15 protein-coding genes are annotated in these 15,004 nt (G+C 70.6%); 8 read left to right on the plus strand and 7 right to left on the minus strand.

All coding sequences use genetic code 11. From position 1 onward, the window contains the following. Positions 1 to 116 precede the first annotated feature (116 nt). The 4 genes from ACWDZ6_RS15900 to ACWDZ6_RS15915 all read right to left on the minus strand — a co-directional run bounded on the left by ACWDZ6_RS15900 (position 117) and on the right by ACWDZ6_RS15915 (position 6,176). The gene (locus ACWDZ6_RS15900; RefSeq protein ID WP_451503295.1) at positions 117 to 1,289 is read right to left on the minus strand and encodes a DUF3103 family protein; all 1,173 of its coding nucleotides are present in this window, start codon (positions 1,287 to 1,289) and stop codon (positions 117 to 119) included. A gap of 198 nt (positions 1,290 to 1,487) precedes the next feature. Further along, on the minus strand, positions 1,488 to 2,303 hold the full coding sequence (locus ACWDZ6_RS15905) for an enoyl-CoA hydratase/isomerase family protein (protein WP_451503296.1): 816 nt from the start codon (positions 2,301 to 2,303) through the stop codon (positions 1,488 to 1,490). A gap of 61 nt (positions 2,304 to 2,364) precedes the next feature. Next, entirely contained in the window at positions 2,365 to 4,596 is a 2,232-nt protein-coding gene (locus tag ACWDZ6_RS15910; RefSeq protein ID WP_451503297.1) for an acetate--CoA ligase family protein, read from the minus strand. A 431-nt stretch (positions 4,597 to 5,027) separates the two neighbouring features. Further along, entirely contained in the window at positions 5,028 to 6,176 is a 1,149-nt protein-coding gene (locus ACWDZ6_RS15915) for a flavin-containing monooxygenase (protein ID WP_451503298.1), read from the minus strand. A gap of 158 nt (positions 6,177 to 6,334) precedes the next feature. Between ACWDZ6_RS15915 and ACWDZ6_RS15920 the strand changes: the two genes are divergently transcribed. After that, positions 6,335 to 6,784, plus strand: coding sequence for a DoxX family membrane protein (locus ACWDZ6_RS15920; protein ID WP_366730934.1), 450 nt, complete (start codon positions 6,335 to 6,337; stop codon positions 6,782 to 6,784). Next, positions 6,784 to 7,185 (plus strand): Zn-ribbon domain-containing OB-fold protein, encoded by a 402-nt coding sequence (locus ACWDZ6_RS15925; RefSeq protein WP_451503299.1) that lies wholly within the window; start codon positions 6,784 to 6,786, stop codon positions 7,183 to 7,185. Before ACWDZ6_RS15920 ends, ACWDZ6_RS15925 begins: the two co-directional genes overlap by 1 nt. Here ACWDZ6_RS15925 and ACWDZ6_RS15930 read toward each other — a convergent pair whose 3' ends face one another. Further along, on the minus strand, positions 7,186 to 7,854 hold the full coding sequence (locus ACWDZ6_RS15930) for a pyridoxine/pyridoxamine 5'-phosphate oxidase (protein WP_451503313.1): 669 nt from the start codon (positions 7,852 to 7,854) through the stop codon (positions 7,186 to 7,188). Between the two features lie 71 nt (positions 7,855 to 7,925). Then, complete coding sequence (locus ACWDZ6_RS15935) at positions 7,926 to 9,122, minus strand: thiolase C-terminal domain-containing protein (RefSeq protein WP_451503300.1); 1,197 nt, start codon at positions 9,120 to 9,122, stop codon at positions 7,926 to 7,928. Between the two features lie 33 nt (positions 9,123 to 9,155). Between ACWDZ6_RS15935 and ACWDZ6_RS15940 the strand changes: the two genes are divergently transcribed. The 3 genes from ACWDZ6_RS15940 to ACWDZ6_RS15950 all read left to right on the plus strand — a co-directional run bounded on the left by ACWDZ6_RS15940 (position 9,156) and on the right by ACWDZ6_RS15950 (position 11,376). After that, entirely contained in the window at positions 9,156 to 9,527 is a 372-nt protein-coding gene (locus tag ACWDZ6_RS15940) for an iron chaperone (RefSeq protein WP_451503301.1), read from the plus strand. Positions 9,528 to 9,652: 125 nt separating this feature from the next. Next, on the plus strand, positions 9,653 to 10,906 hold the full coding sequence (locus tag ACWDZ6_RS15945; protein WP_451503302.1) for an acyl-CoA dehydrogenase family protein: 1,254 nt from the start codon (positions 9,653 to 9,655) through the stop codon (positions 10,904 to 10,906). Further along, on the plus strand, positions 10,906 to 11,376 hold the full coding sequence (locus tag ACWDZ6_RS15950; protein WP_451503303.1) for a nitroreductase family deazaflavin-dependent oxidoreductase: 471 nt from the start codon (positions 10,906 to 10,908) through the stop codon (positions 11,374 to 11,376). The genes ACWDZ6_RS15945 and ACWDZ6_RS15950 overlap by 1 nt, the downstream gene beginning before the upstream one ends. 129 nt (positions 11,377 to 11,505) lie before the next feature. On the opposite strand, the gene ACWDZ6_RS15955 is transcribed toward ACWDZ6_RS15950, so the two are convergent. Beyond that, the gene (locus ACWDZ6_RS15955; RefSeq protein ID WP_326650673.1) at positions 11,506 to 12,153 is read right to left on the minus strand and encodes a TetR family transcriptional regulator; all 648 of its coding nucleotides are present in this window, start codon (positions 12,151 to 12,153) and stop codon (positions 11,506 to 11,508) included. A 268-nt stretch (positions 12,154 to 12,421) separates the two neighbouring features. Between ACWDZ6_RS15955 and ACWDZ6_RS15960 the strand changes: the two genes are divergently transcribed. The 3 genes from ACWDZ6_RS15960 to ACWDZ6_RS15970 form a co-directional block, all read left to right on the plus strand. Next, positions 12,422 to 13,207 carry a VOC family protein gene (locus ACWDZ6_RS15960; RefSeq protein WP_389181323.1) on the plus strand — a complete coding sequence of 262 codons (786 nt, stop codon included), beginning with the start codon at positions 12,422 to 12,424 and terminating at the stop codon, positions 13,205 to 13,207. Positions 13,208 to 13,299: 92 nt separating this feature from the next. Beyond that, entirely contained in the window at positions 13,300 to 13,614 is a 315-nt protein-coding gene (locus tag ACWDZ6_RS15965) for a hypothetical protein (RefSeq protein ID WP_326650671.1), read from the plus strand. 190 nt (positions 13,615 to 13,804) lie between these two features. Continuing rightward, positions 13,805 to 15,004: serine/threonine-protein kinase (locus ACWDZ6_RS15970; RefSeq protein ID WP_451503304.1), on the plus strand; the 1,200-nt coding region annotated here is incomplete at its 3' end.

Consider the following 15,004-nt stretch of genomic DNA (forward strand, 5'->3'; position numbering starts at 1 on the left):
ACTGTTGAGCCGGGGCGACCATCGCCGCCTGTGGCCGGGCAGTCGGCCCGGCCACAGGGGGCGTCACGGCAAGCGCTCGGAGGCAAGGCGGCGCGAGCGGAGGGTCGGGCGAGGCCTCAGAATCCCTGGACGTAGTACGGCTCGAGGGTCATCCAGCCATTCGCGCGGGCGCCGTCGCGGCGCCCGGTGTCGTTCTTGGCCAGGGTGTACCAGGAGTCGACGTAGTCCGGGTCGTCGGTCCACCAGTCGTCGGGAATGGCGTCCAGGACCGCGTTCACCAAGGGGATGTAGGTGCCCTGGTCGGCGATGGTGAGCAGGATGCCGGCGATGGCCTTGGCGAGGTCACGGTAGTTGGTGCTGCCGTCCTCCTCCATCATCACGGCGTCGGCGAGGTTGTACTTGTAGTTGGACCAGTTCACCAGGATCTGGTTGGGGTGGTAGACGACTCCGTCGTTGTCCAGATAGGGCATCTGGACCGGGTCGACGCGCACCTTGCCGTCCAGACCGAAGCCGGTCACGAGCGAGTAGATCTCGGCGTCACCCTTGATCCAGGGCTCCTCGTCGTCCGAGAGCTCCACGCCGGTGATGCGCGTGGTCCAGAAGCCCGCGCCGGTGGCGCTCGCCCGCGGCGCGTTCAGGCCGTGCTTGCCGAGCTCCTGGCGCATGACCTTCATGCCCGCCGCAAGGGCCTTGGACTCGTCCATGTCGAGCACATAGACGGGCCGGTCGGGTGCCTTGCGCGCGTCCAGCGTATGGGCGGCGCCACGGCTGTCGTACGCGGTGATCGTCGTGGCGTGGTCGTCGGCCGAGGCGGCGGCGACGAGCGGGGCGGCACCCGCCTCGAGGCCCTTGCGCATCGAGTCCGCGCCCAGGCGCAGGCGCAGCAGGGATCCGGTGTCCGTGCCCAGGCCCTTGGCGGCGACGATCTGCCGGTCGGCACGGATCAGCGAGGCTGCGAGGCGCTTGCCGGCCTGTGCCGCGGCTGCCCGGCCGGTCAGGGCGCGCAGATCCACTTGCTGATCGGTCACGGCGGCGTCGCGCACCTGAGAGCGCCAGGCCGCGTCGGCGAGCGAAACGGCGACCGCCTGGGCGGTGCGGTCCTCGATGCGGCCGACCGCGGCGGACGTTGCCGCGCGGGACGACGGGGCCGAGGCGGTCGCCCGGTCGGCCGCCGCGGTGTCGGCCGGGGCACCTGCCGCGGGAAACGCGGCAAGCTGGACGGTGGCCAGGCATGTGACGGAAATGATGGCGCCGGCAAGGAGTTTGGGCCGTGCACGTCTCCTGCTCAAGGGGGTCCTCCTGAAGCGAGTGGGGGATTCTGGGTCGCATTCGGATGGAGCGTGAGAGCGGTGGTACAGAGCGATCTACACGAGTAGATCCACTCGCCGGTACAGCATGGCGGGGGCATGTCAGAAAGGCAACAACTCTGGGCCCAACTCGGCTTCGGCCAGGGCGTGTTGTCCGGGAATTCGAGGAACCCGCCAGGACTAGAGCCCGCGGTACTGAGGCGTGCGGCGCTCCACGAAGCTCGCCACGCCCTCGTTCGCGTCGTGCGTCGTCATGTTGATCTCCTGCGCGGCGGCCTCGGCGGCGAAGGCCGAGGCCCGGTCCGCGCCGAGTGAGGCGTTCACCAGCTGCTTGGTCAGTGCGAGCGCCCTCGTCGGCCCCGCCGCCAGCCGCTCCGCCCACTCGCGGGCGGTCTTCTCCAACTCCTGGGCCGGTACGACCAGATTGACGAGTCCGATCCGCTCGGCATCCGCGGCCGGGAGTGCGTCGCCGAAGAACATCAGCTCCTTCGCGCGCTGCGGCCCGATCAGCCGGGGGAGCAGATACGCGCCGCCGCCGTCCGGGACGAGGCCCCGCCGTACGAACACCTCGATGAACTTGGCCGGTTCGGCGGCCAGTACGAGATCGCAGGCGAACGCGAGATGCGCGCCGATGCCGGCGGCGGTCCCGTTGACCGCGGCGATCACCGGCTTCTCGCAGTCGAGTACGGCCCCGATCAGGCACTGCGCGCCGAGCCGGATCGTCCGCGCCACGTCCCCGGGGATCCGCTCCCGACCGGTCGACGGGGTTCCGCGCAGATCCGCGCCCGCGCAGAAACCCTTGCCGGTCGCGGTGATGACGACGGCCCGGATCGCGGCGTCGGCCGAGGCGGCTTCCAGCAGCGCGATGATCCGTTCCCGCTGGTCCCAGGTGACCGCGTTCATGGCGTCGGGGCGGTTGAGGGTGATCCACGAGACGGCGTTGTCAGTGCTGTGCAGTATCAATGACCCAGTGGATTCTTCGGGGGAGGAAGTCATGGAGGAGCAGCTCCGATTCGTCACTTCGATGTGGCTGCCGGCAGCACCGGAGCACACGCGCTCACCGGCACACCGCCAGCGCGTCCAGCGCCACCGCGCCCTGCCCGCGCGGCAGCACCATCAAGGGGTTGATGTCCAGTTCCGACAGCTCGTCGCCCAGCTCCAGCGCCATCCGCTGGACCCGCAGCACGACCTCCACCAGCGCGTCCACATCCACCGGCGGCCCGCCCCGTACGCCGTCCAGCAGCGCGCGGCCGCGCAGTTCGCCGAGCATCGCGCGTGCCTGTTCCTCGCCGAAGGGAGGTACGCGTACGGCGGCGTCGTGCAGGACCTCCACCAGCACCCCGCCCAGTCCCACGGTCACCGTCGGGCCGAAGAGGGTGTCCTGGGTGACCCCGACGACCATCTCGACGCCTCGCTCGACCATCTGGCAGACCAGGATCCCGTCCAGGCCGATGCCCTCGAAGCGGGCGATGTCCGTCAGCTCGCGGTAGGCGTCGCGGATCTGGCTGGCGGAGGTCAGCCCGACCTTGACCAGTCCGAGTTCGGTCTTGTGGGCGAGCTGTGTGCCGGACGCCTTCATGACGACCGGGTACCCGACCAGGCCCGCCGCCCGCACCGCGGCCGCCGCGCTGGTCACCAGCTGCTCGCGCGGCACCCTGATCCCGTACGCCCGAAGGAGCTGCTTCGCCGCGTGCTCGCTCAGCTGCTTGCCCGGGCGCATCAGTGCCTGGGCCTTGCGGAAGGACGGCGAAAGGGTGCGCGGCGCCTCGTCGAAGGGCGAGCGGTAGCCGGCCCGGAAGCGGTGGTGGTCCAGGTAGGCGCGGACGGCGGTGATGCAGTTCGAGAACGTGCGGAACGTCGCGACCCGCGAGGACCCGAGCAGCGTCTCGCGGTAGGCCGCCTCCGTGCCCACGGGCGATCCCCACACCACACAGACCAGCTTGTCCGTCGCCTCCGCCGCGTCCACCAGGTCCTGTGCCAGTTTGTCGCTCATCGGCGGGAAGGGGCCGGTGATCGGACAGATGAGCACGCCGACGTCGGGGTCGGCCAGGATCGCGTCGATGATCTTGCGTCCGCGCCAGTCGCCCACGGGGTGCCCGCCGTTGTCCACGGGGTTGGCCACACCGAGATACTCCGGTATCCACTCGTGCAGCTCGGCCTGCTTGGTCTCGCGGAGCCGCGGCAGCTTCAGCCCGGCCGCGGTCGCGAGGTCCGCGAAGTGCGCGCCGGTGCCGCCCGAGATCGAATAGACGACGACCCCGTCGGCCACAGGCCTGCGCGCCCGCGCCAACAGGGCTGAGGTGTCCTGGAGTTCGTCGAGCCCGTCCACCCGGATCACGCCGAACTGCCGCATCGCCGCGTCCACCACCTGGTCCGTGCCCGTCAGCTTGCCGGTGTGCGAGGCGGCCATCCGCGCGCCGGTCTCGGTACGCCCGACCTTGACCGCCACGACCGGGACCCCGCGCCGCGCCGCCCGGTCGGCGGCGAGCAGAAAGGAGCGCCCGTCCTTGAGTCCCTCCACGTAACAGGCGATGGCCCCCACCTCGGGACGCTCGGCGAAGTACGAGATGAAGTCGGCGGTCTCCAGATCGGCCTCGTTGCCCGTCGGCGCCCAGTGGGAGAGGCGTACGCCCAGCTCCTGCATGGTGAAGACGGGTCGCCCCTGGTGCCCGGACTGGGTGATCAGCGCGATCGCGGGTCCTTCCAGGTCGTCCCGGAACTGCTCGAAGGCGTTGAGGTTGGTGTTGGGGCCGAGGAGCCGCAGCCCCGACCGCTCCACCGCGGCCGCCAGTCGCGTCTGGGCCGCCGCGCCCTCCGCCCCTGTCTCGGCGTATCCGGAGGCGAAAGCCACCGCGAACTTCACCTTTGCCTCGGCGAGTTCCTCGATCACCGGCAGGGGGTCGGAGACCAGGAGCACGGCGAGGTCGACCTGCTCGGGAAGATCGCCGACGGAAGGGACGCAGCTCAGTCCGAAGACGGTCTTCCTGGTGGGGTGTACGGGATGCAGTCGCGCGCCGACGCGCTCGGCCCAGTCGACGAGCTGTCGGGTGATCCCGGTATTGGGCCGCCCCTCGCTGTCGGAGGCCCCGACGACGGCGACGGAGGAAGGGCGGAAGAACCGGTCCAGATCGGGCACGGGCGCGTACAGCGGCCGCCCGCTGACATCCAGATCGCCGTCGGCCGCGATGGCCGAAGTCGTGTCATGGACGGCATCGCGGGGGTGCTCTCCGCAGGCCACCACTCGGGCGCGGAGGTCGGAGGTGAGGGTGCCGTGAGTAGATCCAAGCATCGCTGAGCCCCGCTCCTGCTCGTTGGCCTTGATAACTGACGCATAGTCAGATTACAGACCTGACGGCACGTCAGGAACAGTCCTGCGAGCAAAGCCTGGTGACGCAAGCTGATTCGCAGGTTCGCAGGACCGCGTGCGCAGTTCTCGCGGATGGCGTCGGCCGCTCACCGATGGTCCGCTGTCCCAGCCGTACCCAAGTGAGGGATCCGGCTATCCCGCGGCCTTGGTCATGGCGAAGCGTTTCGGCCACCCGGGCTCCCGTATGTCTCTTGCCTCTCGAGTGGCGCCTGTCCGTCGAGCGGCGGCTGTCCGTCGAGCGGCGCCTGTCCGTCAAGCGGCGACGCGGAGCTCCTTGCGGGCGCGGTGGGCGAACCCGCGCACGGCCGGCCCGCGTCGCCAGGGGGCCACGGCGCGGAATTCCCGGCAGTCCGCTACCGCGCCAGCGACTTGGCGATCTTGCGCGCGTCCCGTGCCATCTCGCGGAACATCCCGCTGATCGGGTTCGTGAACCCCGTGAAGTACAGCCCCGGCGCCTGTGCCGACGTGCGACCGCCGTGTGTCACCGGCTTGCCCCGCTCGTCCAGGACGCCGAGATGGCCCACCAGGCCCTCCAGCGCCCGGCGGTAGCCCGTCGCCGCTATCACCGTGTCGGGCGAGATCCGGGTGCCGTCCGCCAGTACGGCCTTGCTGTCCTCGAAGGACTCGAGCGCCGCGACCGGCCCGACCTTGCCCGCCCGTACGGCGTCGATCAGTCCCACGTCCTGGATCGGGATCGCGCCCTGCTTCACGCGGGAGTACAGGCCCGTGTCCGGGCGCGGCAGCCCCTGTGCCGTGAGGTCAGGGACGGATATCTTGGAGATGATCCCGCCCGCCCGGTCCACCAGGCGGACCGGCAGCCGCCGGACCAGGATGCCGGTCCGCTGGGCCGGCCAGCCCGCCGTCGAGCGGCGCACGATGTGCGGGATCGTCCGGACGGCCAGGCGGACGCGCGCGGCACCGCCCTCGATCAGGTCGACCGCGATCTCGGCGCCGGTGTTGCCGACGCCGACGACCAGTACGTCCTTGCCCGCGTACGGGGCGGCATTGCGGTACTCGCTCGCGTGCAGCAGTTCGCCGGCGTACGAGTCGCGGCCCGGCCAGTCGGGCACATGCGGGGTGTGGTTGTAGCCGGTGGCCACCACGACCGCCCGTCCGGTCAGCTCCCGGCCGCCGGTCGCGTGCAGCACCCAGTCGGAACCGGAGGGCTCGATCCGGGAGACCTCGACCCCGGTGACGATCTCCAGCTCGTGGAACTCCGCGTACTTCTCCAGGTAGCGGATCACGTCGTCGCGGGAGGCCCAGCGCCCGAACGACCGCGGCATCGCCAGACCCGGCAGTGCCGACAGCCGCCGGGTCGTGTGCAGATGCAGCCGGTCGTAGTGGCGGCGCCAGGAGGCGCCGACGGATTCCGACTTCTCGAGCACCACGGCCCGTACGCCCTGCTCACGCAGCGCGGCGGCAGCCGCGAGACCACCCGGGCCGCCGCCGATGACGTAGACGGGCCGGGCGTTCGTGAGGTCAATGTCCTTTTCGTCGGCCATGAATCGTGAGCGTAATCGCCCGATTACTTGATGGGTCTCAGCCAAGACGGGAATCGGTTGCGAATTGATCACGCCCGCACACCTCTTGCGCACACGTCATCACATCCGCTGAACTGACGTGTTGTCAGAAATGGGTGCGAAGAGAGAAGGGGAACCGGATGGAGACCGTCTGGCTCACCGGTGCCGAATGGCTCGCCGTCCTCCGTATCGGTCTCGGTCTGTGGTGGCTGGAGAGCTGGCGCCACAAGGACAAGAAGGGCTGGTTCGAGCGCGGTACCGGCATCGCCTGGGCGGCGGACGTCGCGGGCAAGCACCGGTGGCCGGTGGTGAAGAACGGCTTCAACAAGGTGGTCCGGCCCCGCCCCAAGGTGATGGCGTACGTCGTCGTCTACGCCGAACTCGCCCTGGGTCTCGGTCTGGTCGTCGGCTTCCTGACCCCGGTCGCCCTCATCGGTGGACTCCTCCTCAATCTGCTCTATCTGGTCCTGATGATCCACGACTGGGCGGAACAGGGTCAGAACGCCATGATGGCGCTCATATCTTTCGTCGCCCTCTTCGCCATGGCATGGCAGACCTGGTCCCTGGACAGCGCGATCGGACTCTTCTGATGACGGCGACGCCTGAAGCAGACGACTTCACCCGCCCCTTCTGGAATGCCGCGGGCGATGGCCGGCTCCTGATCCGCCGCTGCCGCGCATGCGCGAAGGCGCACCACTATCCGCGCGAGTTCTGCCCGCACTGCTGGAGCGAGGAGGTCGAGTGGGAGGGGGCGAGCGGCCGCGCCACGCTCTACACCTGGTCCGTCGTGCACCGCAATGATCTGCCGCCCTTCGGCGCCCGCGTCCCGTACACCGCCGCCGTCGTCGGTCTCGCCGAAGGCCCGCGGATGATGACCGAGATCGTGGAGTGCCCTGAGGACGGGCTCAGCGTCGGCATGGAGCTGGAGGTCACCTTCCGCGGGGAGAGCGATGGGGTGGCGGTGCCCGTCTTCCGTCCGGCGCGGAGGTGATCACGGCCAGAGCAGTTCCCTCGCCCAGTCGCTCTCCTCGCGCCGATAGCGCAGCCGTACATGCTGCCGCCGCTCGTCGCCCTGGAAGAACTCGACCTCGTACGGCTGAAGCACATAGCGCGTCCAGGTCGGCACGGGGGTGTCCGGCTCCGCCTGCGCCCGCTCCCAAGCCGCCTGTGACGCCGTCGCCAACTCTTCCCGCGAGCCGAGTACTTCGCTCTGCCGTCCGGTGAGCGCGGCGGCCAGCGCGCCCGTGGAGCGGGCGTGCAGATCGGCCTGGCTCTCCGCGGAGGCGCCCGCCGTCACCCGGCCCCGGACCCGGATCTGGCGGCCCTGCGCCGCCCAGTAGAAGCCCAGCGCGGCCGCCGGACGCGCGGCGAGCTGCCGGCCCTTCGCGCTGGTGACGTGCGAGGCGAAATGCCAGCCGCGCTCATCCGCGTCGTGCAGCATCAGCGTGCGTACGTCGGGGCGCCCCTGCTCGTCCACGGTGGCCAGGGTCATGGTGTGCGGCTCGGTCTGGCCCGCTGCCACCGCCTCGGCGAACCACCGGTGGAACAGCGGCAGTGGTGTCCCGGGCGCGGTGGCCGGGTCGAAGGCGGGAAGCGTGGTGTCCCAGACCCGCTGTGCGCGGAGGAGCTCGCGGAAGGTCTCCTGCTGATCGTTGTCCATGCGGGCATTCAACTCTCTGCTCGGCGCCACCGCGTCGATCATGAAAGATCCTTCACGGTGGGCCCTGTCCTTCAGCCCCTGCCCAGCACCACCGTCCCCGAGGAGCAGAACCAGCCGCCCGTGCCGGACGCGACCGCCAGTCGCGGCGGCCCGCCGTCCGCCTTGCGCACCTGGTGCCCGCCCGCCTCGCCGCGCAGCTGCCGCACCGCCTCGACCAGCAGGAACAGTCCGCGCATCCCCGGATGGCAGGCGGAGAGACCACCACCGTCGGTGTTGACCGGCAGCTCGCCGTCCCGCGTCAGCCGCCCTTTCCCGACGAACGGGCCGCCCTCGCCCTTGGCGCAGAAACCCAGGTCCTCCAGGGTCACCAGAGTCATATAGGTGAAGGCGTCATAGATCTCGGCGATATCCATCTCGGCCGGGGATACACCCGCGCGCCCGAAGGCGAGGCTGCCCGAGACCGCCGCCGGGGAGACGGTGAAGTCCTCCCACTCCGACATGGTGGTGTGCGAGACGTACTCGCCGGTGCCGAGGATCCACACCGGGTCCTTCGCGGTGTCCGGTACGTACTCCTCGGCCGCGAGCAGTACGGCGCAGCCGCCGTCGCTGCGGATGCAGCAGTGCAGCTTGGTGAACGGGTCCGCGATCACCGGCCCGTCGAGCACCTCGTCGACGGTGATCGGCTCGCGGAACATCGCGTCCGGATTGGCGGCGGCGTTCGCGCGCGCCTGGACCGCCACCGACGCGAGTTGCTCCAGTGTCGTGCCGTACTCGTGCATATGGCGACGGGCGGCCATCGCGTACTTGGAGATGAGTGTGTGCCCGTAGGGGACCTCGAACTGGAGCGGTCCGCGGCCGCCGAAGGAGAGGTTGGAGGTGCGCCGCCCCGCCTTGATGTCGGCCCGGGCGGTGGATCCGTAGACGAGGAGTACGGCATTGGCGTGCCCGGCCGCGATCGCGTCGGCGGCGTGGGCCGCCATGACCTCCCAGGTGGCCCCGCCCACCGCGGTCGAATCCACCCACCTCGGCCGCAGGCCCAGATACTCGGCGACCTCGACCGGGGCGAGGGTGCCGAGGCCGGCCGAGCCGAGGCCGTCGATGACGGAGCGCTCGAGGCCGGAGTCGGCGAGTGCGCGGCGGGCGGCCTGGGCATGCAGGGCGTGGGGCGTGGGGCCGTCGACGCGTCCGCAGTCCGAGAGGGATATGCCGACGATGGCGACTTTGCGCGGGGCGCCCGCCGTGCGCGAGGTGCGCGGAGTTGAAGGCATAGATCTGACGGTACATCAGATAGCGTGGAGCGTATGCCCAGAAGTACTGCTGAAGACGTCGACGGCTACCTCGCCGAGGTGGCTGACCAGGACCGGCTCACGGCGCTGATCCGGATCCGGGAGCTGTGCCGGACGGAGCTCGCGGAGTACGAGGAGGTGATGGCCTGGGGCATGCCCAGCTACCGGCGCAAGGGCGGGGAGGCGGAGATCGCCTTTGCCAATCAGAAGCAGTACGTCTCCTTCTATCTGATGCGTCCGGACATCCGGGAGGGCTTCGAAGAGCGGCTGGCGGACCAGGACATGGGCAAGGGGTGTCTGCGCTTCAGGCGTACCGAGGCGATCGACTACGGCCTCGTACGGGATCTGCTGAGGGCGGCCGCGACCACGCCCGGTGAGGCCTGCTGACGGCGCCTTGTGTTCGCCTCCGTGCGCCTGAGTACGCGGCCCTGGTGCACGTCCGGGCGCATGCCCCTGTGCATCTGGATCCGCCCGCTCTAGCATGACGGCCCGTCAGATACGGAGGGGATCCCATGGACACCGCCTTCACCGCTGAGCAGGACGAGATCCGCCGCACCCTGCGCGAGCTGCTGACCAAACGGTCGGGCCCGGACGAGGTCAAGGCGGCCGTCCGTACGGCCGCCGGGTACGACCCGGAGCTGTGGACGCAGCTGTCCGCGCGGCTGGGCCTGCCGGGGCTTGCGCTGCCGGAGTCGTACGGAGGTGTGGGCTGCCGCCTCGCGGAACTCGCACTCGCCTGCGAGGAGACCGGGCGGGCGCTGCTGCCCTCGCCGTTGTTCGCCACGGCCGGGCTCGTGGCGCCGCTGATCACCGCGCTCGGCACGCCCGCGCAGCGCGCCGAGCTGCTCCCGCGCATCGCGGACGGCTCGTTGACCTGCGCACTCGCCGTGCCGGGCGGCAGCCTCGCGGCGGCGCTCGGGCTGAGCGGCGACAACGCTTCGGGGGAGTGGGCCGGTGGTGGCCGGGCCGGCGGCGTCCAGGCGCGGTCCGGTGGCGGCGATGGCCGACTGCTGTACGGGGAAGCCGGACAGGTCCTCGACGGGCACAGCGCGGGGCTGCTGCTGGTCGCGGCCCATGCGGGAGGCTTCGCCCGCAGCCGTGCGCTCCTCTTCCTGGTCCGGGCGGATGCGGCGGGGCTTTCGCGGACCCGGCAGACCGCACTGGACGAGACGCGGCCGCAGGCACGGGTGGAACTGCGCGACTGCGCGGCGGAGTTGCTGGGCGCGGACGATGCGGCCGATGTGCCGGGGGCGCTGGCGGCGACCGGGGTCCGGGCGGCGACGCTGCTTGCGGCGGAAGCGGTCGGCGCGGCGTCGTGCGCCCTGGACCGCACGGTGGAGTACGTCCGGGCGCGCGAGCAGTTCGGCCGCGCGATCGGCTCCTTCCAGGCGGTCAAGCACCGGGTGGCCGATCTGTACGTACGCGTCCAGGCGGCCCGCTCGGCGGCGTACTACGCGGCCTGGGACCCGAGGGAGGGTGGCCTGGCGCTGGCGCAGGGCCTGGAAACGCTGCGGGTGGTCACGGGCGAGGCGGTCCAGCTGCACGGCGGCATCGGCTTCACCTGGGAACACGAGGCGCATCTGTACTTCAAACGGGCGGCGGCGGACGAGCTGCTCTTCGGCCCGGTGCACAGGCTGCGCACCCGTGCGGCCGAACGGGCCGGACTCTTCGTCCCGCCGCCGGGAGCTCAGTCGGGAGCGGTGCCGGGAGCGCCGTCGGGAGTGGCGCCGGGAGCGGCGCCCGGGCCCGCGGCGGCGGTGGTCTGATGGCGCCCGGTGTACGGCTCGTCCAGAAGGTCTCGTCGACCCGTGCCTTCGCGAGGATCGCGCCTCATGTCATCCCGGCTGTGGACCGTGCCGTCCACCGGCTGACGCGGGGCAAGGTGCTGCCGAGCGCGCGGATGCTGCCGGGAGTCATCCTCACCGCCCGCGGCGCGAAGAGCGGCCTGCCCAGGGTCACCCCGCTGGCGTGCCTGCCGCAGGAGTCGGGCGACTGGATCCTGATCGGCTCCAATTTCGGCCGCGAGGACCATCCGGCGTGGACGGCGAACCTGCTCAAACACCCGGAGGCGCAGGTGAGTTGGAAGGGCGAGGACGTCCTGGTGCGTGCGCGCCTGCTTCAGGGCGAGGAGAGGGAGGAGGCGTGGCGGGCGGCGCTGAGTTTCTGGCCGCCGTACGCGACGTACCAGTCCCGGGTGAAAAGAGAGATCCGCGTCTTTCGGCTGTCGCGCCGCTAGGGGCGCGGGCCGCTGTCGACCGGCTCTCGTCGGGCGCGGGCGCCTGCTGCTCGGGCCCGGCATGCGGGTTCTTGTCCGGTGGAGGCGTCGCGTCGGTGTGACAGGACATGGGGTGACGCGACGCCGCGGTTACTTCGTCGGCTTCCTGCCCGTGATGCCCAAATGCACCAACAGCGACAGATTCGGCTTCAGTTCCGCCTGCTTCACACCCCAGGCCGTGAATCCCTTCTGATGCGACGCCACTGCCGCCAGCATCGCCACGAGCGAGCCCGCGATCGCCGCCGGGCTGACGTCCTTGTCGACCTTGCCCTTCGACTGGAGGTCCTTCACCGCGTCGGTAAGGGAGTTGGTGACGGAGTTGAGGATCTTCATGCGGATCTTGTAGAACCGCTTGTCGCCCTCCGCCGCCCCCAGGTCGACCACCCGCAGGATCGCGTCATGGCGGCGCCAGAAGTCGAGGAAGCCCTCGACCAGCTCCTCCGAGGTCTGCCAGGCCGCCTTGCCGACCCAGGAACGGCCGGCGACCAGGTCGGTCAACCCGGCGCCCTCCTTGGCCATTTCCTCGGCGATCTCGAGGACCGCGCCCTCGACGTCCGGGAAGTACTGATAGAAGGTCGCGGGTGAAGTGCCCGCCTTCCGGGCCACGTCGATGACTTTGACGTCCCGGTACGGCGAGGTGCTGAGCATCTCGCTGAGGCAGTCGAGCAGCTTCTGCCGCGTCGCCTGTCCGCGTCGTCCGGCCACGCGGCCGTCGACGGTGCGTACTTGTCCTGTCATGCCGTCAGCTTACCGAGGGGTGATCGGCGCGCGATTCGGCCGAGTGCAAATGGGGTGCCCCAATAGTCTTATCAACAGCCTGTGGAAAACTTCTGTGCATAACTCAACGAATCAAGACCCCGGCTCCGGCCCCGGATCGCGGCTCCTGGGCCCCTGATCCTGACAATTGAGTAATTTGTTCGATTTGATTCCCTGCGGTGCGCGTAATGCGCCATTAGCTTGAGTGTGACTGGCACCACATTCCGTTACAAGGGAAGGAATCAGGTCCATGGCCGCATTCGCGGAGGGCATGCCCTGCTGGGTGGACGCGGCGCTCCCCGATGTCGAGGCGGGCAAGCGCTTCTACGGCGAGCTGTTCGGCTGGACATTCGAGGAGGGGGACGCCGGGTACGTCAACGCCTTCAGTGACGGAAAGCTCGTCGCCGGCCTTGCGCCCAAGCGGGACGGCCGGATGCCCACCGTCTGGGGCATCTACTTCGCCACCGACGACGCCGCCGCGCTCGGCAGGAAGATCGGGGAGGCCGGCGGCCAGGTGATCACCTACCCGCAGCCGGTCGGCACCGCCGGCACGATCGTGGAGGCCGCGGACCCCGGCGGCGCGGTCTTCGGGCTCTGGCAGGCCGGCGACAGGTCCGGCTTCGAGAAACAGGGCGAGCCCGGCTCCTTCTGCTGGACCGAGGTGTACACGCGCGATAAGGAGAGCGTCGACCCCTTCTACGAGTCGGTGTTCGGCTTCCGGGGGACGGATCTTCCGGACGTGCCCATCGACTTCCGGACCTGGTCGCCCGCCGGTACGGAGCCCGGGGAGGACACCGCGATCGGCGGCCGCAGCGTCATCACCGAGGCCTTTCCGGCCGAGATGCCCGGCCACTTCCTCATCTACTTCTGCGTCGAGGACTGCGACGGGACGGCTGCGGCGGCCGTCCGTCTCGGCGGCCGGGTCCAGGCGCCGCCGTTCGGCACCCCGTACGGCCGTATCGCGGTGCTCGCGGACAGCCAGGGCGCTTCCTTCGCCGTTCTCGCCGAACTCGAAGAGGAGTCCAAGGCGGCGTGAACGAGCGGGAGTTGAGAGCATAATGGTCTAGACCTAGGCCGGTGAGCTGATCCATAGTGGTGGTCCTTCCCCCACCGCGAAAGGACCTCCTCGTGCTGCGTACCAAGACCGCCCTGGCACTCGCCGCCGGCGCCGCCATCGCCGCCGGACTGTTCACCGCGACCCCCGCCTCCGCCGCCCGGCTGCCCTGCAACCTGGCCGGCAGTGGTGACAGTGCCTCCGCCAATTGCTACAGCGGCTCCTCATACACCTGGCGGCTGGTCGTCGACTGCGACGACGTGAGCAACCCGAAGTGGCCGGTCCGCGTCAGGACTGTGTACGGGGCCTGGCACACCGGGGACGGCAGTGACGCGATCTCCTGCGGCGGCTCCCTGCGCGCCCAGGGACACCTGGAGGCCCGCAGCTGAACCGATCCGTCCCCGAAGCGTGCCCGAAACCGGGTGAGACACCCCGATCCGCCCCCGGGTTCGCAACCGTCGCCTTCGACAGGAAGAATCAGGGTGCGCACCGCTGAGGGTCTCGGCGGTGAGACGCTGCACGGGGCTGTGACGGGCCCCATTTCTTCTGGGGCCCGTACGGGGAGGTGGCAGGCAAGTGATGGAGCAGCTGACGCAGCATGACCCGAGACGGATCGGTCCGTTCGAGGTGCTGGGCCGGCTCGGTGCCGGCGGCATGGGACTGGTCTATCTCGCCCGGTCGGCGTCCGGCCGACGGGTGGCGATCAAGACCGTGCGTACCGAGCTTGCCGAGGACCAGCTGTTCCGCGTCCGCTTCACCCGCGAGGTGGAGGCCGCTCGCGCCGTCAGCGGCTTCTACACCGCGGCCGTGGTGGACGCCGATCCGCGGGCGGCCGTGCCGTGGCTGGCCACCGCGTACGTCCCTGCCCCCTCCCTCGAAGAAATAGTGAATGAGTGCGGGCCGATGCCGGCCCAGGCGGTGCGCTGGCTGGCGGCCGGTGTGGCCGAGGCGCTGCAGTCCATCCACGGCGCGGGTCTCGTCCACCGCGACCTCAAGCCGTCGAACGTCCTGGTCGTGGAGGACGGGCCGCGGGTCATCGACTTCGGCATCGCGTCCGGCGTCTCCAACACCCGGCTGACGATGACCAACGTCGCCGTGGGCACGCCCGCGTACATGTCGCCGGAGCAGGCGCGCGACTCACGCAGCGTCACCGGCGCGAGCGATGTCTTCTCGCTCGGCTCCACGCTCGTCTTCGCGGCCACCGGACATGCGCCCTTCCACGGCGCGAACCCGGTCGAGACCGTGTTCATGCTGCTGCGCGAGGGCCCGGACCTGGAGGGGCTGCCGGACGAGCTCCGGCCCCTGATCGACTCCTGTATGCAGATGGAGGCCGGGCTGCGGCCGACGCCCGAGGATCTGCAGGCGCAGCTCGCCCCGCATCTCTTCTCCTCCGGCAGCGACGACAGCGGTACGGCGTCCGCCTGGCTGCCGGAGCGGGCCACCGCGATGATCGAGCAGCGCCGCGGCGGCCGCCCCCCGGCTCCGGCCCCGCAGCGCCCCGCCGAGCCCACGCCTCCGCGCCCTCAGGCGCCGCCGCAGCCCCCGCCGTCCCGGCAAGGGGCGGACTGGGATTCCGCCTGGCGGGGCGGCAGCGACCCCCGTACGGGCCAGGCCGCACCCTCACCGGCCGTGGCCCCGCCCGCCACGGCAGGACCGGTCCGGCTGCCCGGCTCCAAGGTGCCGATCGGTCCAGGACCCCGGGTCGCGGACGCGGGCCGCGGCGGGGCCGTCGACGCCGGTCCCGCGACCGGCAGGGTCCGCCCGCCCGGCGGGCTGAAC

The sequence above is a fragment of the Streptomyces sp. NPDC002926 genome (assembly GCF_053591755.1).

Bases quoted from the DNA above. Each gene is read 5' to 3' on its own strand.
- ACWDZ6_RS15925 (WP_451503299.1), top strand. From the start codon at position 6,784: ATGACGGCGACGCCTGAAGCAGACGACTTCACCCGCCCCTTCTGGAAT.
- ACWDZ6_RS15955 (WP_326650673.1), bottom strand. From the start codon at position 12,153: ATGACAGGACAAGTACGCACCGTCGACGGCCGCGTGGCCGGACGACGC.
- ACWDZ6_RS15950 (WP_451503303.1), top strand. From the start codon at position 10,906: ATGGCGCCCGGTGTACGGCTCGTCCAGAAGGTCTCGTCGACCCGTGCC.
- ACWDZ6_RS15920 (WP_366730934.1), top strand. From the start codon at position 6,335: ATGGAGACCGTCTGGCTCACCGGTGCCGAATGGCTCGCCGTCCTCCGT.
- ACWDZ6_RS15910 (WP_451503297.1), bottom strand. From the start codon at position 4,596: ATGCTTGGATCTACTCACGGCACCCTCACCTCCGACCTCCGCGCCCGA.
- ACWDZ6_RS15940 (WP_451503301.1), top strand. From the start codon at position 9,156: ATGCCCAGAAGTACTGCTGAAGACGTCGACGGCTACCTCGCCGAGGTG.
- ACWDZ6_RS15935 (WP_451503300.1), bottom strand. From the start codon at position 9,122: ATGCCTTCAACTCCGCGCACCTCGCGCACGGCGGGCGCCCCGCGCAAA.
- ACWDZ6_RS15915 (WP_451503298.1), bottom strand. From the start codon at position 6,176: ATGGCCGACGAAAAGGACATTGACCTCACGAACGCCCGGCCCGTCTAC.
- ACWDZ6_RS15960 (WP_389181323.1), top strand. From the start codon at position 12,422: ATGGCCGCATTCGCGGAGGGCATGCCCTGCTGGGTGGACGCGGCGCTC.
- ACWDZ6_RS15930 (WP_451503313.1), bottom strand. From the start codon at position 7,854: ATGGACAACGATCAGCAGGAGACCTTCCGCGAGCTCCTCCGCGCACAG.
- ACWDZ6_RS15945 (WP_451503302.1), top strand. From the start codon at position 9,653: ATGGACACCGCCTTCACCGCTGAGCAGGACGAGATCCGCCGCACCCTG.
- ACWDZ6_RS15905 (WP_451503296.1), bottom strand. From the start codon at position 2,303: ATGACTTCCTCCCCCGAAGAATCCACTGGGTCATTGATACTGCACAGC.